Origin of the sequence: Streptomyces sp. B5E4 (genome assembly GCF_039871555.1) — a bacterium.
GTDB lineage: Bacteria > Actinomycetota > Actinomycetes > Streptomycetales > Streptomycetaceae > Streptomyces.
In genome coordinates this window covers 1-19224 of sequence record NZ_JBDPMI010000033.1, presented here as the reverse complement: position 1 = coordinate 19224, position 19224 = coordinate 1, and the positions used below count along the sequence as shown (strand labels likewise).

15 protein-coding genes, 1 tRNA gene and 2 pseudogenes are annotated in these 19224 nt (G+C 74.4%); 7 read left to right on the top strand and 11 right to left on the bottom strand.

Annotated features, from left to right (window positions below; genetic code table 11):
• Nucleotides 1-39 precede the first annotated feature (39 nt).
• The gene (locus tag ABGA99_RS30500; RefSeq protein ID WP_347579635.1) at nt 40-615 is read right to left on the bottom strand and encodes a PepSY domain-containing protein; all 576 of its coding nucleotides are present in this window, start codon (nt 613-615) and stop codon (nt 40-42) included.
• Nucleotides 616-744: 129 nt separating this feature from the next.
• Here ABGA99_RS30500 and ABGA99_RS30495 point away from each other — a divergent pair, with 129 nt between their 5' ends.
• Nucleotides 745-1431, top strand: a complete 687-nt coding sequence (locus ABGA99_RS30495) for a response regulator transcription factor (protein WP_347579634.1) — start codon at nt 745-747, stop codon at nt 1429-1431.
• Nucleotides 1424-3115 carry a HAMP domain-containing sensor histidine kinase gene (locus ABGA99_RS30490; protein ID WP_347583871.1) on the top strand — a complete coding sequence of 564 codons (1692 nt, stop codon included), beginning with the start codon at nt 1424-1426 and terminating at the stop codon, nt 3113-3115. The genes ABGA99_RS30495 and ABGA99_RS30490 overlap by 8 nt, the downstream gene beginning before the upstream one ends.
• Before the next feature lie 174 nt (nt 3116-3289).
• Here the strand turns inward: ABGA99_RS30490 and ABGA99_RS30485 are convergent, their stop codons facing one another.
• Nucleotides 3290-4831 carry an aminopeptidase P family protein gene (locus ABGA99_RS30485; RefSeq protein ID WP_347579632.1) on the bottom strand — a complete coding sequence of 514 codons (1542 nt, stop codon included), beginning with the start codon at nt 4829-4831 and terminating at the stop codon, nt 3290-3292.
• Between the two features lie 118 nt (nt 4832-4949).
• Nucleotides 4950-6770 (bottom strand): SpoIIE family protein phosphatase, encoded by a 1821-nt coding sequence (locus ABGA99_RS30480; protein WP_347579631.1) that lies wholly within the window; start codon nt 6768-6770, stop codon nt 4950-4952.
• A gap of 534 nt (nt 6771-7304) precedes the next feature.
• Between ABGA99_RS30480 and ABGA99_RS30475 the strand changes: the two genes are divergently transcribed.
• The gene (locus ABGA99_RS30475; protein ID WP_347579630.1) at nt 7305-8018 is read left to right on the top strand and encodes a bifunctional DNA primase/polymerase; all 714 of its coding nucleotides are present in this window, start codon (nt 7305-7307) and stop codon (nt 8016-8018) included.
• A gap of 332 nt (nt 8019-8350) precedes the next feature.
• Here the strand turns inward: ABGA99_RS30475 and ABGA99_RS30470 are convergent, their stop codons facing one another.
• From ABGA99_RS30470 to ABGA99_RS30460, 3 genes are all read right to left on the bottom strand, one after another.
• Nucleotides 8351-9328, bottom strand: coding sequence for a DUF5926 family protein (locus tag ABGA99_RS30470; RefSeq protein ID WP_347579629.1), 978 nt, complete (start codon nt 9326-9328; stop codon nt 8351-8353).
• Between the two features lie 121 nt (nt 9329-9449).
• The gene (locus ABGA99_RS30465; protein ID WP_347579628.1) at nt 9450-9998 is read right to left on the bottom strand and encodes an ATP-binding protein; all 549 of its coding nucleotides are present in this window, start codon (nt 9996-9998) and stop codon (nt 9450-9452) included.
• 176 nt (nt 9999-10174) lie between these two features.
• On the bottom strand, nt 10175-11119 hold the full coding sequence (locus tag ABGA99_RS30460; RefSeq protein ID WP_347579627.1) for a glycerophosphodiester phosphodiesterase family protein: 945 nt from the start codon (nt 11117-11119) through the stop codon (nt 10175-10177).
• 196 nt (nt 11120-11315) lie between these two features.
• Here ABGA99_RS30460 and ABGA99_RS30455 point away from each other — a divergent pair, with 196 nt between their 5' ends.
• Nucleotides 11316-12938, top strand: coding sequence for a trypsin-like peptidase domain-containing protein (locus ABGA99_RS30455; RefSeq protein WP_347579626.1), 1623 nt, complete (start codon nt 11316-11318; stop codon nt 12936-12938).
• Between the two features lie 350 nt (nt 12939-13288).
• On the opposite strand, the gene ABGA99_RS30450 is transcribed toward ABGA99_RS30455, so the two are convergent.
• Nucleotides 13289-13543, bottom strand: coding sequence for a hypothetical protein (locus tag ABGA99_RS30450; protein ID WP_347579625.1), 255 nt, complete (start codon nt 13541-13543; stop codon nt 13289-13291).
• A gap of 352 nt (nt 13544-13895) precedes the next feature.
• Here ABGA99_RS30450 and ABGA99_RS30445 point away from each other — a divergent pair, with 352 nt between their 5' ends.
• Both ABGA99_RS30445 and ABGA99_RS30440 read left to right on the top strand, forming a co-directional pair.
• Nucleotides 13896-14843: an aminoglycoside phosphotransferase family protein gene (locus ABGA99_RS30445; RefSeq protein ID WP_347579624.1), complete on the top strand. Its 948-nt coding sequence runs from the start codon at nt 13896-13898 to the stop codon at nt 14841-14843.
• Between the two features lie 25 nt (nt 14844-14868).
• Nucleotides 14869-15324, top strand: coding sequence for a GNAT family N-acetyltransferase (locus ABGA99_RS30440; protein ID WP_347579747.1), 456 nt, complete (start codon nt 14869-14871; stop codon nt 15322-15324).
• A 600-nt stretch (nt 15325-15924) separates the two neighbouring features.
• Here the strand turns inward: ABGA99_RS30440 and ABGA99_RS30435 are convergent.
• Nucleotides 15925-16278, bottom strand: a pseudogene (locus ABGA99_RS30435) (NACHT domain-containing protein); the annotation flags it as partial.
• A gap of 903 nt (nt 16279-17181) precedes the next feature.
• On the opposite strand from ABGA99_RS30435, the gene ABGA99_RS30430 reads away from it, so the two are divergent.
• A complete protein-coding gene (locus ABGA99_RS30430) occupies nt 17182-18192 on the top strand; it encodes an alcohol dehydrogenase catalytic domain-containing protein (RefSeq protein ID WP_347579623.1) in 1011 nt (336 codons plus the stop codon).
• Between the two features lie 51 nt (nt 18193-18243).
• On the opposite strand, the gene ABGA99_RS30425 is transcribed toward ABGA99_RS30430, so the two are convergent.
• The 3 genes and pseudogenes from ABGA99_RS30425 to ABGA99_RS30415 all read right to left on the bottom strand — a co-directional run.
• Nucleotides 18244-18331, bottom strand: a tRNA-Ser gene (locus tag ABGA99_RS30425).
• Between the two features lie 97 nt (nt 18332-18428).
• Nucleotides 18429-18836, bottom strand: coding sequence for a VOC family protein (locus ABGA99_RS30420; protein ID WP_347579622.1), 408 nt, complete (start codon nt 18834-18836; stop codon nt 18429-18431).
• Nucleotides 18837-18990: 154 nt separating this feature from the next.
• Nucleotides 18991-19224 (bottom strand): annotated as a pseudogene (locus ABGA99_RS30415) (hypothetical protein); the annotation flags it as partial.

Below are 19224 nucleotides of genomic sequence, written 5' to 3'. Positions count from 1 at the left end.
GCCGGGGGAGGTGAGGGGGGCGGCGGATCAGCCGGTGACTCAGTCGTCCGAGTCGTCGGAGTCGTCGTCACCGAAGTCGTCGTCGCTGTCGTCGTCGTCCTTGTCGTCGTCGCTGTCGTCATCGTCGTCCGACTGACCGTCGTCGTCCCCGCGGTCGGCGACGATGTCACCGCTGGCGGCGTCGACGTTCACCTCGTACCACTTGCCGTCCTCGCCGAGGACGTCGATCTCCCACTTGGCGGCCCCGCTCCTGCCGTCGTCGTCCGCGGCGTCGAACTCGGCCGAGTCCACCGTCCCGGCGTGCTCCTGCAGCGCCGCCGCGATCGCGTCGTCGACGCTCACCTTCGCCGCGGCGAGCGCCTCCGCCTCGGTGCGGTCGTCGTCCCGGCCGTCGTCGTCCCGGCCGTCGTCGTCCCGGCCGTCGTCGTCCCGGCCGTCATCGTCCCGGTCGTCCTTGCCGTCGTCGTCGCGGTCGTCGTCGCCCACCTGCACGTCCGCCGGCACCGAGGCGGCGTCCGCCCCGCTGTCGCCGTTCGAGGCCGCGACCGCGGTCACCGTGCCCCCGGTGATCAGAGCGGCCGACGCGACGGCGGCGATGACGATGTTGCGCTTCATGAGGGTCCTCCTGCTGTCGACGGCTCCTGCCGCTGTGCGCTGACAGAGACCAAGCTGCCTGAGCGACCCTGAAGGCACCCTGAAGGCACCTGAAGGGTTCTTCAGGTTCGGTTTGCGACCCTTGGGGGCATGCGACTGCTGATCGTCGAGGACGAACGACGCCTCGCCACCTCCCTCGCCCGCGGGCTCGCCGCCGAGGGCTTCGCCGTGGACGTCGTCCACGACGGCGTCGAAGGTCTGCACCGGGCCACCGAGACCGACTACGACCTCATCGTCCTCGACATCATGCTCCCCGGCCTGAACGGCTACCGCGTCTGCGCCGCCCTCCGCGCCGCCGGCGACGAGACCCCGATCCTCATGCTCACCGCCAAGGACGGCGAATACGACGAGGCCGAGGGCCTCGACACCGGCGCCGACGACTACCTCACCAAGCCCTTCAGCTACGTCGTCCTCCTCGCCCGCGTACGCGCCCTCCTGCGCCGCCGCGGCCGCACCGCCGCCCCCGTCCTGCGCGTCGGCGCCCTCGCCGTCGACCCCGCCGCGCGCCGGGTCCACGTCGGAGAGAGCGAGGTGACGCTGACGATGAAGGAGTTCGCGGTGCTGGAAGTCCTGGCGCAGCGCGCCGGCGAGGTCGTCGCCAAGTCCGAGATCCTCGACCACGCCTGGGACTTCGCGTACGACGGCGACCCCAACATCGTCGAGGTCTACGTCAGCGCCCTGCGCCGCAAACTCGGCGCCCGCACCATCCAGACCGTGCGCGGCGCCGGCTACCGCCTCGCCGACCCGGACGCCCCCGGCGGCAGCGCCCGTGCGTAGCCCGTTCTCCTCCGTACGCGCCAAGGCCGCGGTCGGTGCCACGGCCGTCGTCGCGCTGGCGCTCGTCGCCGCGGGCGTCGCCGTCCTGCTCGTGCTCCGCTCCAACCTGCACGACCAGGCCGAGTTGCAGGCCGAGGTCAACGCGCGCCGCGTCGCGACGGAACTGAGCAACGGCGTCCCGCTCGACGATCTCGACCTCCCCGAGGACAACCCCACGGTCGTACGGGACGACAGGGACCGGATCGTGCGCGGCAGCGAGGACCTCGGCACCATCGTCGGCGCCGGCGACGGCCCCACGGAACCGGCGCCGGACACCCGCACGGAGAGCCCGGCGCCGACACCGGCACCGAGCCGTACGGGGGACCCGGGCGACTCGGGGGACGACAACGGCGGGGACCGCGACGACGACGCGGACGACGACGCCGAGGACGCGGCGGACGACGCCGCCGACGACTCGAACTCCGACGACTCGAACTCCGACGACTCCGCCGACGACTCCGCATCGGACGACACGGACGACACGGACGACACGGACGACACGGACTACTCGGACGACGAGTCCGGCGACGACGAGCCGGCGCCGCGCCGCGGCGAGGTCGAGGACGAACCCGAACACCACACCGGCACGGCCGTACTCGACGGCGAACGCGCCGACTACCGCTTCGCAGGCCTCAAGGTCACCTCCCCCGACGGCAAGACCTCCACCGTCTGGGCCGGCGTCCCCCTCGACACCGAGCAGAACGCCGTCGGCTCCGTCGGCCGTGCCATGCTCGCCGGGCTGGTGCCGCTGCTCGCCGTCGTGGCGGGCGTGACCTGGCTGGTCACGCGGCGCGCGCTGCGCCCGGTCGAGGGCATCCGCGGCGAGATGGCGGCGATCACCGCCTCCACGGACCTGTCCCGACGGGTGCCGGAGCCCGCCACCCACGACGAGGTCGCCCGGCTGGCCCGCACCACCAACGAGACGCTGACCGCGCTGGAGGAGTCCGTCGAGCGCCAGCGCCGCTTCGTCGCCGACGCCTCGCACGAACTCCGCAGCCCGATCGCCTCGCTCCGCACCCAACTGGAGGTCGCCGCCGCCCACCCCGAACTCCTCGACCTGGACGGCGCGGTGGAGGACACCGTACGGCTCCAGCACCTCGCCGCCGACCTGCTGCTGCTGGCCCGGCTGGACGCCGGGGAGGAGCCTTTGGGCAAGCCGGTCGCGCTGGGCGCGCTGGTGCGGGAGGATGTCGAACGCCGCAACGCGGAGGGCCCGGACGGCGCCGGTGGTGCCGGGGGTCCGGGAGGCGGGGCGGCGATCGTGGCCGGGGAACTGGCGGACGCGACGGTGGCCGGCTCCCGCAGCCAACTGGAGCGCGTCCTCGGCAACCTGCTGAACAACGCGGTACGGCATGCCGCCGGCCGCGTCGGCGTCAGCGTGCGCCGCGAGGGTGCGTGGGCGGTGCTGGAGGTCGCGGACGACGGTGAGGGAGTGCCGCCGGCGGACCGGGAGCGGATCTTCGAACGGTTCGTCCGCCTCGACGACGCGCGCAGCCGCGACGAGGGCGGCGCGGGCCTGGGCCTGGCGATCGTCCGGGACGTGGTCGTACGCCACGGGGGGTCGATCGGCGTGGGCGAGGCGCCGGGCGGAGGGGCGCTGTTCACCGTACGGCTGCCGCTGAGCGTATCGACAGATGACGACTGACGACTAACGACTGACGGCTGACGGCTGACAGACTTTGAAGTCTGTCAGCCGTCAGGCAGTCGAGTCGGGCCGCGGAATTCGTGCAACCCTGCCGCGCCCCGTCTGCGTCTTCTCCAGTGCACCGGCCGGTGTCCGCCCGTACGCGCCGGCCGGTGCTCCGTCACCCCCGGCGGGTCAGGCGCGCAGCCGGGCCATCCACGCCTCGACCTCGTCGGCCTGCCGCGGCAGGTGGTCCGACAGGTTCCGGCAGCCGTCCTCCGTCACCAGGATGTCGTCCTCGATCCGCACGCCGATGCCCCGGTACTCCTCCGGCACCGTCAGGTCGTCCAGCTGGAAGTACAGCCCCGGCTCCACCGTCAGGCACATCCCCGGCCGCAGCGTGCCGCCCACGTACTCCTCGGTGCGGGCCGCGGCGCAGTCGTGGACGTCGATGCCGAGCATGTGCCCCGTGCCGTGCAGCGTCCAGCGCCGCTGCAGCCCCAGCTCCAGCACCTTGTCCACGTCCTCGACCTGCAGCAGCCCCCACTCGATGAGCTTCGCCGCCAGCACCCGCTGCGACGCGTCGTGGAAGTCGCGGTACGCCGCGCCCGGCCGGACGGCGGCGATGCCCGCCTCCTGCGCCTCGTACACGGCGTCGTAGATCCGCCGCTGCAGCGGCGTGTACGTCCCGTCGATGGGGAGGGTGCGGGTGACGTCGGCGGTGTAGAGGTTGCGGGTCTCGACGCCGGCGTCGAGCAGCAGCAGGTCGCCGGAGCGGACGGCGCCGTCGTTGCGCACCCAGTGCAGCGTGGTGGCGTGCGGGCCGGAGGCGCAGATGGAGCTGTAGCCGACGTCGTTGCCCTCGACGCGGGCGCGGAGGAAGAACGTGCCCTCGATGTAGCGCTCGCTGGTGGCCTCGGCCCGGTCGAGGATCTTCACGACGTCCTCGAAGCCGCGGGCGGTCGACTCGCACGCGTACTCCAGCTCCGCGATCTCGAAATCGTCCTTGACGAGCCGCATCTCGGAGAGGAAGACGCGGAACTCCTCGTCCCGCTCGCCGGTCACCTTGTCGTCGAGCGCCTTGTCGACGGCGTCGTCGTAGCCGCGGAGCAGCCGTACGGGGCCGGTGGCCTCCGCCAGGTGCTCGGCCAGGGTGCGGACGTCCTTGACGGGGAGGCCGAGCAGCTTCTCGTTCTCGGTGAGGCTGTTGCGCCGGCCGACCCACAGTTCGCCCTGCCCGGAGAGCCAGAACTCGCCGTTGGTGCGGTCGGAGCGCGGCAGCAGGTACGCGGTCGCCTCGTGGCCGGGTGTGCCGTCGCCGGTCGTGACGGGCTCCAGGACGAGCACGCCGTCCTCGGTCTGGTCGCCGGTGAGGTAGGCGTAGTCGGAGGAGGGCCGGAAGGGGTATTCGGTGTCGTTGGCCCGGACCTTGAGGTTGCCGGCGGGGACGACGAGGCGTTCGCCGGGGAAGCGCGCGGAGAGCGCGGCGCGGCGCTCGGCGGCGTAGGGGGCCTGGGGGACGGGCCGGAGGTCGTGGCGTTCGGTGTCGGCCCAGCCGGACTTCATGTTCTCGGCGAGCTCGTCCGAGAGGGCGCCGTACAGGCCGTTCTTGCGCTGCTTGACGGGCTTCTCCTCGGCGCCCTCCGCGCCCTCGGCGCCTTCCGCGGTCGCCCCGTGCGCGGTCTCCGCGGGTTCCGCGGTCTCGGGCGTCCGGGTCTGCGGCTGCTCCTGGGTCACGGCTTCCTCCTCTGCGATGCGTCGGCCGCCTCCAGCGTACGGCCGGGGGCCCGCCGCGAAGACCCCGCGAGCAGTGACGTTTCGAACGACGCGGGCCCCGGCGCCGGCGGGCCGGCGGTCAGCCGGTGAGCTGGACGGCGAGCAGGACGACGTCCTCGGGGTGGTCGGCGCCGTCGCGGGGGCCGGCGGGCAGCAGGCGGGCGAGGACGTGGTCGGTGAGCGCTTCGGGGTCGTCGCGTACGGGTGCCGGTGCGGTGGCGGCGGCGTGGTGGAGGCGGGTCATGGCCTGGTCGGTGGACCGGCCGGTGCGGTGGAGGAGGCCGTCGGTGTAGAGCAGGACGGTTTCTCCTGGCGCCGGGTCGATGGTGACGCTGGGCGCTTCCCAGCAGGTCAGCATGCCGAGCGGCGCGGACAGGGTGGTCTCGGCGTACTCGGTGCGCCAGGGGCCGGTGACGAGCGGCGGGCAGTGGCCCGCGCCGGCGACGACGATGCTGCGGCGGCCGGGCGGTGCGTAGGCGAAGAGGGCGGTGGCGCGGCGGCCGGGTTCGGTCAGCCGCATGAGGAGTTCGAGGTCGGAGAGGACGGCGACGGGGTCTTCGCCTTCCATGACGGCGTACGCGCGCAGCCCCGCGCGCAACTGGCCCATGGCGGCGACGGCGGCGGGTCCGCCGCCGCCGGCGGAGCCGACGGCGAGGCCGAGGGCGCCGTCGGGGAGGGGGAGGACGTCGTAGAAGTCGCCGCCGCCCAGGGGTCCGGTGCGGTGCCGGACGGCGACGCGGGCGCCGGGGACGCGGGGGAGGCGGGCGGGGAGCAGGGCGGCGCGGACGCCGTCGGCGGCGGTGCGGGCGCGGGCCAGGTCGAGGAGCCGGGCGAGGTGGTCGCCGGCGTGGCGGGCGTAGAGGCCGGCGACGCGGCGCTGCCGGTCGGTGGGCCGGGCGGGTCCGTCGTAGAGCCATTCGACGGCGCCGAGGAGCGTGGGCGGTGCAGGCGGTGCGGGGGGTGCGGGGGCCGGGTGGGCACCGGGGCCGTAGGCGGGTGCGCCCGGTGGTACGGGGCCGGTTGCGCCCGGGTGTACGGGTCCCGGGGCGCTTCCGGGCTGTCCCGGTACCGGTTGTCCGGGGTGCGGTCGGCCCGGTGCCGGGTGTCCGGGGGCCGCGGGCCCGTGGCCGGGGTGGCCCGCGTGCTCGGGTCCCGGTGCCGCCGGTCCCTGCGGCCCGTAGCCGGCCTGCCCTGTCCCCGGGTGGGCCGTCCCGGGGAGTGCCGTTCCCGCGTGTCCCGTTCCCGGATGTGCCCGCTGTCCGGTTCCCGTCTGGCCCGGTTGTGCCATACCGCCCTGGTCCGGCTGTCCCGGCCCCGGGTGTCCCGGGCCCGCCGCCGCGCCTCCCGCCGGGCCCCGGTCGGCCCCAGGACCGGCCGTGCCCGGCGCGCCCGCGGGCCCCGTCGCCGTCCCCGCCGCGTCGCCCGTGGCCGCGAGCGCTACCGCGTAGCCCGCCCCGTAGCCGAGGCGCATGGCGACGTCGCGGTGGCGGGGGTGGAGGTCGGGTTCCGCGGCGAGGTCGGGGCGGCAGACGTCTGCGGGGCGGGTGGCGGCGGGGGCGTCGAGGAGGCGTCCGTACGACGTGGACGCGCGTGGCACGGTCTCCATGGCGCCGAGTTCGGCGGCGCCGATGCCGTACCCGACGCGGGCGTCGGGGCCGCGGCCGTCGGCGGGTTGCAGGACGGCGAACCCCCGGCGCGCGCCGAGGAGTTCCGCGCCGGCGCGGAGGATCTCGTGGAGCGCCTGTTCCCACTCCGTGGTGCGGGTGAGGCGTCCGGTCAGTTCGTGGAGTGCGGTGAGGTCGCCGGCCCAGGCGGAGAGGCGGTCGTACGAGGCGGCGGGGGACTCGGCGGGGTGGGCGGGGGCGGGCCGTAGCAGCCGCTGCAGCTCAATTCCGGCCACATTCGGGAACGGTGGGGTGCTCACTGTCGGCGGCTTTCGGGCAGGGGTTCCGCACCATCGGCCCGCGCTCCGGCGCGGCCGGTCCGTACGGGCCTGACCGGCACAGGCATCCCGCTCAGCGGCATTGCAGACCCCCATCTCATGCCGTACCACTCGCAATAGATCCACATTTACACGGACTGGTGATGCGATGTCCAGTGTTGTCGGCCCGCGCATGGGGGTGTCCGCGGGGCATCTGAGTTTGGCTTAAAATCGACGGGTGCTCTGTTCAACTGCGGTCGACTGGATTTCGACACGGAGGTCCCCACACAAGCCGGCAACGGCAGGAACCCGCCCAGGCGGCAGTGCGTCTTACTGGACAGAGCCCGGGCCCCGCCGACGCGTGGCGCGCCATCGCACGACCGACGCACGCATCGATGCACCGAAGCAGCGCACCTACGCAGCACAGACACCGCACCGAGACCGCAGTGACTGTATGACCCTCGCAAGGTGAATCGGCCAGCAGACCCTGGTGCCACGGAAGGATGAGCGCTTATGCGCGAATATCCCGGAAAGCGGCGCAGGCGTAACGGACAGCGGGCGCTGCCGGACGCGGCGCTGACGTTCGCTTCGCAGTGGGAGTGGCCCGTCGTACCCGGAGCGGGCCTGGAACCGCAGCGGCGCAGCCGCCGGAACCGGACGCAGGACCGGACACAGGAAACGACCGCGCAGCCGCGTGACCGCGGCTGCGCGTGCCCTTACGCGGAGTGTGCCGTACCCGGCGCACATCCCTACGACCCCGGCGTGCTCGCCGCGACCACGGATCCGCGCATGGTCCGCTGGTGGTGGGAGCGGCAGCCGGACGCACCGGTGCTGCTCGCCACCGGCGGCCGCGCGCCGAGCGCGGTGAGCCTGCCCGCGGTGACCGCGGCGCGGGCGCTTGCCCGGCTGGACCGCCTCGGTGTGCGTACCGGCCCGGTGGTGGCGACGCCCGAGCGCTGGGCGCTGCTGGTGGCCAGTTACGGCTACGACGAGCTGGGTGAGCTGCTCGGCGAGCACGGCTGGGTGCCGGCGTCGCTGGGCTTCCACGGCGAGGGCGGCTATCTGGCGTTGCCGCCGTCGCAGACGGGCGCGGGCCGGGTCCGCTGGGAGCGGGCCCCGCGGTCGGACGGCGGGGCGCCGTGGCTGCCGTCGGTGGCGTCGGTGGTCGACGTGCTGGTGGCGGCGGTGGCGGCGGCCCCGGGCGGCGGCAGCAGGTTCGTCGGCTGAGGCGGCGCCGGGCCGAGGGGCCCGGTGGCGCGTACGAGCGGGAGAGCGGTGCGTACGGGCAGGCATGCCGCAAGCCGGTCCGTACGTGCCGCCTGTCCGCCCCGCGCGGCCCGAATGTCGCGGTGTCCACGGGTTCCGGGCTTCACGGCGCGGTGGGAAAAGTCCGTGTGCCGTCCCGGTTCCGGGCATGTAAAGACCCGGCCGCTGGCGACGGGGGATGCACCAGCGACCGGGCTACAAGCGACGGTAACAACACTTTGGCGTTTCGCAAATTCGAACGTCGTAATTCCCGTCAAATGATGGACCCGTCATACCGCACGGTATGCAGCTGATCAGCTCAGCGTCACTTGGCGGTTGGCGAGTCCGCCGCGGGCCTTGCGCTCGGTGCCCGTCAGCGGCCCGGTGACGGCCAGCGCGTCCGCCAGCCGCTCCCCGAACTCCGCGGCGGGCTTCTCGCAGTCCTCCGCCGTCATCGACGACGGCAGGTCCCAGACGGGCACCACGAGTCCGTGTGCGCGGAACGAGCCGACGAGGCGGGTGTCTTCGGCGAGCCGGGAGGTGCCGGCGGCGTGCAGCCGGGCGAGGGCGTCGAGGAGTTTCTCCTCGGGGTGGGGCATGACCCAGCGCAGGTGGTTCTTCTCCGGCGCCTCGCACCAGTACGCGGCCTCGACGCCGCCGAGGCGGGCGGTGGGGATGGCGGCGGCGTTGGCCCGTTCCAGGGAGGCGGCGACCTCGCCGGACGCCGACTCCGCGTCGTCCAGCCAGAACTCGAACCCGTCGTGTACGACGGGCCGCAGCGGTGCGGAGGTGTCGAGGAGGTCCTGCAGCCGCGGGCCTTCGCCGGTGCCGGTGGGCGCGGCGGGTTCGACGGGGGAGCCGGGGGTGGCGGTCAGCGCGCGCTGTAGGACGTCGGCGAGGTCGCGGCTGATGTCGCCGGAGGCCGTGTCGTTCTGCAGCCCGAGGAGGACCGTGCCGTCGTCGCGGCGCAGCGCGGGCCAGGCCATGGGCAGCACGGTGGCGAGGGTGAGCGACGGTACGTCGCCGGGGAGGCCCGCGGCGAGGGTGAGGCCGGCGGTGCCGGCGGGGACGAGTTCGCGCAGCGCCACCCAGTCGCACTCGCCGGGCAGCCCCTCGAAGGGGCGGCGGACCAGCTCGGTGACGGCCTGCGCGGCGGCGCGGCCGTGGCATGCCTTGTACCGCCGGCCGGAGCCGCACGGGCAGGGCTCGCGGGCGCCGACGACGGGGATGTCGCCGTCGGGCACGGCGGCGGGCTGGGATGCCTTCGTACGGGGGCGGCGCTTCTTCGCCATGGCTGGAATGCTCCGTTCGGGGCGCGGACGGTGTCACGTACCGCCGGAGCCTAGTCCCAGCGTCGGGCCCGTGCGCTCACTGCCCGGTCTCGGCGCGGGAGCGGCGCGGGGTCGGCGCGGGTCAGTGGCCGGGCAGGGAGGCCCAGACCGTGACCTCGCCGAGGGGGCCGGCGTCGTAGCGCACGCCCCAGTCGCAGGCGAGGGAGGAGATGATGGCCAGCCCGCGGCCGCCCTTGGCGGTGACCGAGGGTGTGGCGGGAAGTGGTCGGGTGGGTCCGCCACCGTCCGTGACGGCGAGGGTGACGCGGCCGTCCGGATCCATCTGCCAGTCGGCCCGTACGCGCGTGTCCACGGTACCGGGGCCGGGCGCGGCGGGCGCCTCCTGCCTGGCCTGGGCGGCGGCGGGCGCGGCGTCCGCACCGGGCGCCGGGTCCTCGCCCCGGCCGGCGGCGGCACGGGCGTCCGGCCGGGCGGGTACGAGCACTTCCGCGTCCGCGGTCGCCGCGGCCGTGGCCAGCGGTCTGGCGTGCCTGCAGGCGTTGCTGAGCAGCTCGGACAGGACGAGCACGGCGTCGTCGACGGTCGTCTCGGCGGCGCCCCGGGCGCGCAGGTCCGCGCGCAGCCGGCGGCGCGCCAGCCCCACCCCGTCCGGGCCGTGGGGAACGGCCATGGACGAAGCCGGCGCTTGCTGTGCCACCACGAACATCACCACCCCCAGCGATCTCCTCGCCCCGCAACAGGGAGTCAATGCCCCCGCGGGGTGGATCGGAAACCGGCCAACCGGCGACCGTTGATGGACTCGTTACGTAACCGAACGCAGTGCGCGCACCGCGGTACTACGCGTAGTCATGCATCGCCTGTCGGCGGTGTGTCGTAGTCGATGCGGTCAAGCTGGGCCCGGACCTGGCGGGGGCGGTTGGTGATGAGGGCCTCGACGCCGAGGCGGGCGCACAGGGCGACGTCGTCGGGTTCGTCGACGGTCCAGACGTGGACGCGGTGGCCGGCGCGGTGGAGGCGGTCGACGTAGCCGGGGTTGCTGCGGACGAGGCGCATGCTCGGGCCCGCGATGTGCACGCCGCGGGGCAGCCGGCCGTCGCGGAAGCGGGGGAGGAGGAACCGCATGAGGAAGACGGTGGGGACGGCGGGCGCGGCGGCGTGGACGCGGTGCAGGGAGCGGGCGGAGAAGCTCATCACCCGGACGAGGGAGGGCTCGTCGGTGGCCTGGGGGCCGCCGGGGGCGGTAGGGGGTGCGGCGCCCTCGGCGGGCGGCGCCGCCGGGCCGGCGAGGCCGAAGCGGCGCAGCAGCTCGACCAGTTTCTCCTCCACCTGGCCGGCCCAGCGGGTGGGATGCTTGGTCTCGATGGCCAGTTCCACCCGGCGCCCGGCGTCGGTGACCAGCTCCAGCAGGCGTTCCAGGGTGAGTACCGAGGTACGTTCCCAGTCGGGCTCCTCGGGTGTCTCGCGCTGGCGGCGGCCGACCTCGTCGCGGCGGGCCTCGCGGGCCTTCCAGGAGCCGAAGTCGAGGGCGGCGAGGTCGGCGAGCTCCAAAGCGGACACGGCGCCGCGGCCGTCGGATGTACGGTTGACGCGCCTGTCGTGAACACAGACGAGATGGCCGTCGGCGGTGAGCCGCACGTCGCACTCCAGGGCGTCGGCGCCTTCCTCGATCGCCGTGCGGTACGCGGCGAGCGTGTGCTCCGGCGCCGCCTCGGACGCGCCCCGGTGCGCGACGACGGCGGGCGGACCCGGCTCCGTACGCCCGAACGGCCGATCCGCTGGTGCTTGGCTCACCGGCTCATCGTGCCACCCGGCGCGCCAGGTGGCACGGCCTTCGGCTGCCGCCCCGGGGATGCGCCGGATTTGTCCGAAGTAAAGGATGTCAGCCAAAGACAAGGTGCGGTTTACCGTCCGCTGACAAGCGGTGCGGGACCCTGGTTGGGCGGGTAGGCGCAACTGGCACCTGGCGTGAAACGTGAAGGAGAGAGCTGTGAGTACCGAGAACGACGGCGCGACGCCCCGGCGGCCGGACTTTCCGCCGCCGGACGCGGGAGCGAGGTCTCCGGTCGAGTCTCCTGAGCGCGCGAGCGGAGGAGCCGGCGGTGCCTGGCCGGCGGGACCGGAGAGGCCGGGTGGTTCGGACGCTGCCGGCCCTCCGGACGGCCCGGGTGCCGGGGGGCACGGTGGGGCGCGTACGGAGCAGTTCGCCGCGGTCGGCGCCGCGGGCGGCACGGGCTCCGGCGGCCACACCGGGCCCGCCGGAGGTCAGGCCGGGCCGCCCGGCGCCGCCGGTCCCCCCGGCGGCGCCGGCCCGCAGTGGCCTCCGCCCCCGCTGTCGGCGGGCGCCGCACCGGCGAGCCCCGGCCCGGCGGGCTCGCCGCCCCCCGCCCAGCACGGCTGGGGCAGCGCCCCGCCGCCGGGCGGCAGCGGCTGGGACTCCGCTCCCAGGCCCTCCGGGAACGGCGGCCGGCGCGTGGGCACGGTGGTCGTGGCCACCCTCGTCGCCGCGCTGCTCGGTGGCGGCATCGGCGGCGGCATCGGGTACTGGGCGGCCGAGAGCGACGACTCCGGCGGTACGTCCACGACCGTCTCCGGCACCCAGGACGGCCAGAAGATCGAGAACCCGCCCGGTTCGGTCGCCGGCATCGCCGACAACGCGCTGCCCAGCGTGGTGACCATCGAGGCCGGCGGCGCCGGCGGTGACGGCGCCTCCGGCGAGGAGGGCGCGGCCACCGGCACCGGTTTCGTCTACGACAAGCAGGGCCACATCCTGACCAACAACCACGTCGTGGCGGGCGCCGAGGGCAGCGGGTCGTTGACGGCGACGTTCTCCAACGGCAAGACGTACGACGCCGAGGTCGTCGGCCAGGCCAGCGGCTACGACGTGGCCGTCATCAAGCTCGCCGACGCCTCCGACGCCGAGCTCACGCCGCTGCCGCTGGGCGACTCCGACAAGGTCGACGTCGGTGACCAGACCATCGCCATCGGCTCGCCGTTCGGCCTGTCGGGCACGGTCACCACGGGCATCGTGAGCGCCAAGAACCGCCCGGTGGCCTCCGGCGACGCGAGCGGGCAGCAGGAGTCCTACATGAACGCCCTGCAGACCGACGCCTCCATCAACCCCGGCAACTCCGGCGGCCCGCTGCTGGACCACGACGGCAACGTCATCGGCATCAACTCCGCGATCCGCCCGGCGGACAGCGGCAGCCCGTTCGGCGGCGGTCAGGGCGGCAGCATCGGCCTGGGCTTCGCGATCCCCATCAACCAGGCGGACCGGGTCGCGCAGAACCTCATCGACACGGGCGAGCCGGTCTACGCGATCATCGGCGTCTCCGTCGACAACTCGTACCAGGGCAAGGGCGCGAAGGTCAGCGAGTCGGGCAGCGACTCGACGGGCGACCCGGTGACGCCCGGCGGCCCCGCGGCCGACGCGGGTCTGCAGCCGGGCGACGTGATCACGAAGCTGGACGACACGATCGTCGACAGCGGACCGACGCTGATCGCCCAACTGTGGGCCCACGAGCCGGGCGACAAGGTGGAGATCACCTACGAGCGCGGCGGCGACCAGAAGACCACGCAGCTCACCCTCGGTGAACGCGAGGGCGACGACTGAGCGGTCGGTGCCGGTACCGGCGGCCGGACACCCCGAGGCGGGTGCCCGGCCGCTGCGGTGTGCGGGGGCAGGAGTGGGGGCGGGGGCTTCGGTTCTCGGGGGCGGGAGGTCCGGGCCGGGTGTCCGGGGCCGGCCCTCGTCGGCCCCGCCCCTCACCCGGCCCGGACCGGCTCGGCCCGGGGCCCGTCACTGCCCCGGCCGGAGCATCCCCGCACCGGCCCCTCCTCCTGCGGGCCCGGCCGGCCGCCGGCCTTCCCGCACCGGACCGTTGGGGCCGCGCACGCCCCCGTCCGGGCCCGGTGCGCCCGCGGTCCGTACCGCAGGGCGGCTCTCTGCCGCGCGCGGCGCGGTCAGCTTCGGCGGGCGGCCTCCGCGCGCACCTCCGCCCACGCCGCCTCCTTCAGCGCCATCCGGGCCGCCGGCAGCCGGCCGCCCGTCGTCTGCCAGTACGGATGGGTGGACACCCGCACCGACAGCCGCAGCAATCGCCGCCGCAGGACCGCCGTTTCGCTGGCGCTGTGCCGGGGCTCCTCGGCGAGCCTGCGGTACACCGCGTACCAGTCGCGCTGGGTCTGGACGAGGTCTTCGGGGAAGGTGTGGGTCACGCAGTTATTCTGACACGTGTTCGATTTTCGAGTCACGCGTATTCTCCGGATCCCACCCCGTCACGGCGGCCCACCGCTCCCCCGCGCTCCTCAGCACCTCCCTCGCCGGCGCCTTGACCTGCCCGTACTCCCCCGGGTCCGGAAACCGGCGCGCCGGCCGCGACGTGAACCCGCCCCACGCCCGGCGCGCCGCCCCGCCCGCCCGCGGACAGTCGCGGAAGAGCTGCGCGAAGCAGGCGCCCGGCCCGTCGGCCTCGCGTACGCGGACGTCGATCCGGATGCCCACGCAGTCCCCCGCAGCAGGCTCCCGCGGTGGAAAACCGTTCGACAGCGCGGGCGTGCGGGGGGTGGGATGAGGCGGACCGCAGGCCGGGAGGAGAGTCGTTTGCCGTCCGAGACCCCCGCAGCCGCCGTGGGCAGCCCCGTCGTCGACGAGGCGCTGGCCGGGCGTCTGCTGGCGGCGCAGTTCCCGCGCTGGGCGCATCTGCCGCTACGCCCCCTGCACCCCGGCGGCTCGGACCACGTGATCTTCCGGCTCGGCGACGCCATGTCCGTACGCCTCCCGCGCGGCGACTGGGCGGCGGGCCAGGCCGAGAAGGAACTCCTGTGGCTGCCCCGCCTCGCCCCGCACCTGCCGCTGGCGGTGCCCGCGCCGCTGGAGGTGGGCGAGCCGGCGTTCGGCTACCCGTGGCACTGGTCGGTGTCGCGCTGGCTCGACGGCCGGACGGCGACCCCGGACGGCCTGGCGGATCCGGTGGAGGCGGCGGCGGACGTGGCGGCGTTCCTGCGCGCGCTGCAGGGCCTTGCGCTGCCTTCCGACGCGTCGTACGGGCTGCTCTCCCCCGCGGTGCCGCTGCGGGACCGCGACCGTACGACGCGGGCGGCGATCGCGGCGGTGGGCGCGGCCGGGGCGTTCGACGCCCGCGCGCTGACGGCGGTGTGGGAGGCGGCCGTCGAGGCGGGGGACCGGGACGGGCCGCCGGTGTGGTTCCACGGCGACATGCACAACGGCAACCTCCTCACCCGCGCCGGCCAGGTGAGCGCCGTCCTCGACTTCGGCGGCCTGGGCGTCGGCGACCCCGCCTGTGACCTGGTCATCGCCTGGACCCTGCTGGACGCAGGACCGCGCACCGCGTTCCGGGAGGCGCTGGGCGCGGACGACGCGGCGTGGGCGCGGGGGCGGGGCTGGGCGCTGACGACGGCTCTCCACGCGTACACGGCGTACGCGGCGACGAACCCGCTCGTCGCCCGCAACACGACCCGCCAGATCACCGAGGCCCTGGCGGACACCACACGCTGACCGCGGGGTGGCGAGGAGCGAGAGCATGGGCACCGAGACCGCACACATCGAGCCGGCGACCGTGGAGGACTTCCACCGGGTGCTCGCCGACCACCCCCGCTACTGGGGCGAACGCGACCTGCGCGCGCTGCATCTGCTGGCGATGGTGCAGGAGTTCGGCGACACCTGTCTGGTCGCCCGTGCCGCGGACGGCGTCCGCGGCTACGTCTTCGGCTTCGTCACCCCGTCCCGTACGGGCTACGTCCACCTGATCGCCACCCGCGACGACGCCCGCGGCACGGGGCTGGGGCGGCGGCTGTACGGCGCGTTCGCGGCGGCGGCGACCCGGCAGGGGGCGGAGCGGCTGAAGGCGATCACGTCGGTGGCCAACACGGGGTCCCAGGCGTTCCACCGCGGGCTGGGGTTCACGGCCCGGGTGGCGGAGGACTACGACGGTGCGGGGCGGGCGATGGTGGTGTTCGGCCGGGCACTGCCGCTGTAGGGGATCGATTCCTGCCCCACCGCATCCCGCCCGCTCCGCCGGCTCCGCCCCGGCGGCGACGGTAGGGCCTATCCGGGACGGGATCGGGAGACGGGTGCGGACGTCGATCGCGGAACCTGCGCCGGAAGCCGGGCCGGACGCGGCGCCGGCCCGGTGATGACGAAGTCCTGCCGGTCGTCCGCCCACGCGCCCGTGCAGGAACCCCGCCGTCCGCCGGATGAGTTCCCGTTCCAAGACGGCGGACTCCTGCTCCTGCCGTACGAACAGCCAGTGCGCCAGATACCGCAGCGCGGACTCCACGTGGGCGCGGGCGCGCAGTTCCGTGTGGATCCGGCGGCGCGCGTCCCACTTGTGGAAGAGCAGGTTCGCGCACTGCTCGTAGACCTCCGGCCGGTTGCGCGGGAGGCAGCCCTCGCCCCGGTAGAGGATGCACCACAGCGCCAGCATCAGCGGGTTCGCGCGCAGGCCGGGGATCGACTTGCTCTCCGTCATGAAGGCGGCCGCCAGGCCCTGGGCATCGGCGCGGCAGACGCCTTCCTCCTGGGCGAACCACTTCGTCACGTATTCGCGCACCCGCTCGTGGTCGAACCCGCCGAGCTGGTAGCAGCGGAACTGCCCCTCGTCCAGCCGGGCCTGGTCGTAGCCCACCACCCGCGAGGTCACCAGCACCCGCACCATCGGGTACTCCGGGCAGAAGCGCTCCACGATCGCCGTGACCTCGGCCCGACGCGTGGTGTCGGTCAGCTCGTCCAGGCCGTCGAAGATGACCACCGCCGAGCCGGCGAGGAACAGCCGCGAGACGAGTCCGGGAGGGGCGGGGCACTGGTAGAAGGTCTCCAGCCGGTGCTCGATGTGGCGGACGACCGACCGCTCCGGGGGATCCTGCGCGGCGAACTCCCGCAGGGTGACGAGGAAGGGCACCCGCCGGGTGGGCGACGTCGCGTGCCAGTGCATCAGCACGCCGGACGCCGTCGTCTTGCCCCCGCCGGGGTCGCCGAGGAGGACCGTCCGGTCCAGCGCCTCGCCGAGTTGCCACAGGGCGATCGGCTCGGGCGTGGTCGAGGGGACGGGCATGATCTCGGGCGCGACGTAGAGATCACCGAGGGGGACGCGCCGCCGCCGCTCGAAGTCGGGCGGCTTGATCCTGCCGAACTCCTCGACCACGTGCCGCCGATAGCGCCCCAGGTACTCCCGTTCCGCGTCCGGGTCCCGCTCGTCGTACGCGGCGAGCTTCCGCTCGACGGCGCGTGACGACGCGAGCATGCGCGCCGAGAACGCCTCGCTCCGCAGCCGCGGCAGCAACTCCCCGCCCGCACCCTGCAGACGGCCCACGAGCGTGCAGATCTGCTCGTCGTAGAAGTCGAAGAGGACGTGCGCGAAACGCGACCGGTCGGCCCGCGGAGCCGCCGGTGCCAGCCCGGCCTCCAGGAGCCCGCGCATCCGCCGGACGTCCGCCTCCGGCGCGTCCGTCAGCCGGGCGGCGAGCAGTTCGTGGACGACCGCGTGGAACTCGTCGCTCCCGACGACCGCCTCGGCGGTCTCCTCCGGGACGCCCTCGGGAAGATCACCGGACAGTTCGGGGCCGGGCGCTTGCAGCTCGTACGTGTCGAACCACTCGACCAGCTTCTGGTCGTCCTTCAGCGCCCGGTTGCCGAGCGCCTTCAGGCTGACACCGAGCCGTACGGACGTGTCGGCGACGACGCGCGCCAGGACGCCGGCGGCCCGCGCCCTGCAGAACGTCATCCGGGTTCACGCTCAGCACCGTAGCGAACCGCGGGGGCGGACGGCCGGTCATCACCGGGATGCGGGGGAAGGCGCACTAGATTCGTGCCTACCCGGCGATGGAACGAGGCCCCCATGCTCACGGCGGTAGCCACCGCGGCCGACGCGCCGCTCACCCTCACCGAACGCGAGGTGCCCGAGCCCGGGCCGGGGGAGGTGCTCGTCAGGATCATCGCGTGCGGCGTCTGCCGCACCGACCTGGACCTGCTCCGGGGCCACTGGCCCATCGCCCGCTTCCCGGTCGTCCCCGGGCACGAGATCACCGGCGAGGTCGCCGCCCTCGGGCCCGGCGTCTCGTGGCCGGCGGTCGGGACGGCGGTCGGCGCGCAGTTCCTCGGCGACTCGTGCCGGCACTGCGACCACTGCGTACGCGGGGAGCAGATCCTCTGCCCCGCCAAGCGGATCACGGGCATCGTCATGGACGGCGGCTACACCGAGTACGCCGTCCTCAAGGCCGACTTCGTCACCCCGCTGCCCGAAGGGCTGGACCCGGTGGGGGCGGCGCCGCTGATGTGCGCGGGGCTGACGGCGTTCAACAGCCTGCGGCAGGCGGGGATCACCGCGACGTCGCGCGTCGCGGTGATCGGCGCGGGCGGCGTGGGGACGCTGGCCGTCCGGTACGCCGTCGCCATGGGCGCCCGCGTCGCCGCCGTCGGCCGCTCGCCGGGCGGCGAGGCGGCGGCCCGCGACCTGGGCGCCGAGCGCTACATCGCCACCCGCGACACCGACCCCGCCGAGGCGCTACGGGACTGGGACGGCGGCGCCGACCTGATCCTGAACGCCGCCCCCTCCACCGCCGCGGCCACCGCGACGCTGACGGGCCTGGCCCCGGACGGCACCCTCGTCCTCTGCGGCTACGACGACACCCCCCTGGTCCTCCCCCCGGCCCCGATGGTCCTGGGCCGCCTCCACGTCATGCTCAACCCCTCGGGCTCCCCCCACGACGCCCGCGCCACCCTGGCCTTCTCCGCGGCCCACGGCATCGTGCCGGACTACACCCCGATCGGCCTGGAGGGCGCGGGCGCCACCCTGGAAGCCATGGCCAAGACCAGCCCGCCCAACCGCTCGGTCATCACCTTCGCCTGACGGTCCGGCGCGGCTACGTGCACGTTCGTGCCGGTCAGGAAGGGATATCGGCGGAGAGTGTGGGATTCGAACCCACGGTGACGGGGTACGCCACGCCGGTTTTCAAGACCGGTCCCTTAGGCCGCTCGGGCAACTCTCCCTGCCGTCGCTCGGCGGCGGCAGGGACCAAGGCTAGCGGTTCGGGCGGCGGCGTTGCGTCCGGGATGGGGGTGGGCTGTGGGGGTGGTGGGGCGGGGTCAGGCGGTGGTGCCGGCGGTGGGGTCCATCCAGAAGATCTCCCACTGGTGGCCGTCCGGGTCGAGGAAGCTGCGGCCGTACATGAAGCCCTGGTCGTTGGGCTCGTTCGCGACGCCGCCGCCCGCGGCCAGCGCCTTGTCGACGATCTCGTCGACCTCCGCGCGGCTGTCGACGCTCAGGGCGAGGATCGCCTCCGTGGAGGTGGCGGCGTCCGCGATCTCCTTCTTGGTGAAGCCCTTGAAGAAGGGCTCGGTGAGGAGCATCGCGTAGATGTCGTCGGTGATGACGAGGCAGGTGGCGTTCTCGTCGGTGAAGTTCTCGTCGAAGCGGTAGCCGAGGGCGGTGAAGAAGGCCATCGAGCGGTCCAGGTCCTTCACGGGCAGGTTGACGAAGATCTTGTGCGGCATGGTGGTGGCCCCTCTCCGGGCTGTGATCGTCGGCTCCTGGAGCGCGCTGTCACAGGGGTAGACGGTGTGGGGGCGGCCAACTCATCGGTGGGCCGGCGCTCTCCCGGGATTTTTTCCCGGGGCTGTCTGCCGGGGGTTTCCGGCCGGGCCCGCGTCACCGCGGCGTGTGTCTCGCCGCCGAGGCCACCGTCGCCGTCGCCTCCCGCTCCGGCAGCCCCGCCGTCATCGCGGCGCGGATCAGGGCCTCCGCCACGTCCCGGCCGTGGCCCGTCTCGTACGCGCGGCAGGCCGCCCAGAACAGGCGGGCGTTGCGTTCGCCGGGGTGGGAGGCGGCGACGAAGCGGATCAGGGCGTCCGGCCGGCGTTCTTCTCCCGGGGGGTGCGGGGG

Bases quoted from the DNA above. Each gene is read 5' to 3' on its own strand.
- ABGA99_RS30500 (WP_347579635.1), bottom strand. From the start codon at position 615: ATGAAGCGCAACATCGTCATCGCCGCCGTCGCGTCGGCCGCTCTGATC.
- ABGA99_RS30495 (WP_347579634.1), top strand. From the start codon at position 745: ATGCGACTGCTGATCGTCGAGGACGAACGACGCCTCGCCACCTCCCTC.
- ABGA99_RS30475 (WP_347579630.1), top strand. From the start codon at position 7,305: ATGCGCGAATATCCCGGAAAGCGGCGCAGGCGTAACGGACAGCGGGCG.
- ABGA99_RS30470 (WP_347579629.1), bottom strand. From the start codon at position 9,328: ATGGCGAAGAAGCGCCGCCCCCGTACGAAGGCATCCCAGCCCGCCGCC.
- ABGA99_RS30465 (WP_347579628.1), bottom strand. From the start codon at position 9,998: ATGGCCGTTCCCCACGGCCCGGACGGGGTGGGGCTGGCGCGCCGCCGG.
- ABGA99_RS30445 (WP_347579624.1), top strand. From the start codon at position 13,896: ATGAGGCGGACCGCAGGCCGGGAGGAGAGTCGTTTGCCGTCCGAGACC.
- ABGA99_RS30440 (WP_347579747.1), top strand. From the start codon at position 14,869: ATGGGCACCGAGACCGCACACATCGAGCCGGCGACCGTGGAGGACTTC.
- ABGA99_RS30430 (WP_347579623.1), top strand. From the start codon at position 17,182: ATGCTCACGGCGGTAGCCACCGCGGCCGACGCGCCGCTCACCCTCACC.
- ABGA99_RS30420 (WP_347579622.1), bottom strand. From the start codon at position 18,836: ATGCCGCACAAGATCTTCGTCAACCTGCCCGTGAAGGACCTGGACCGC.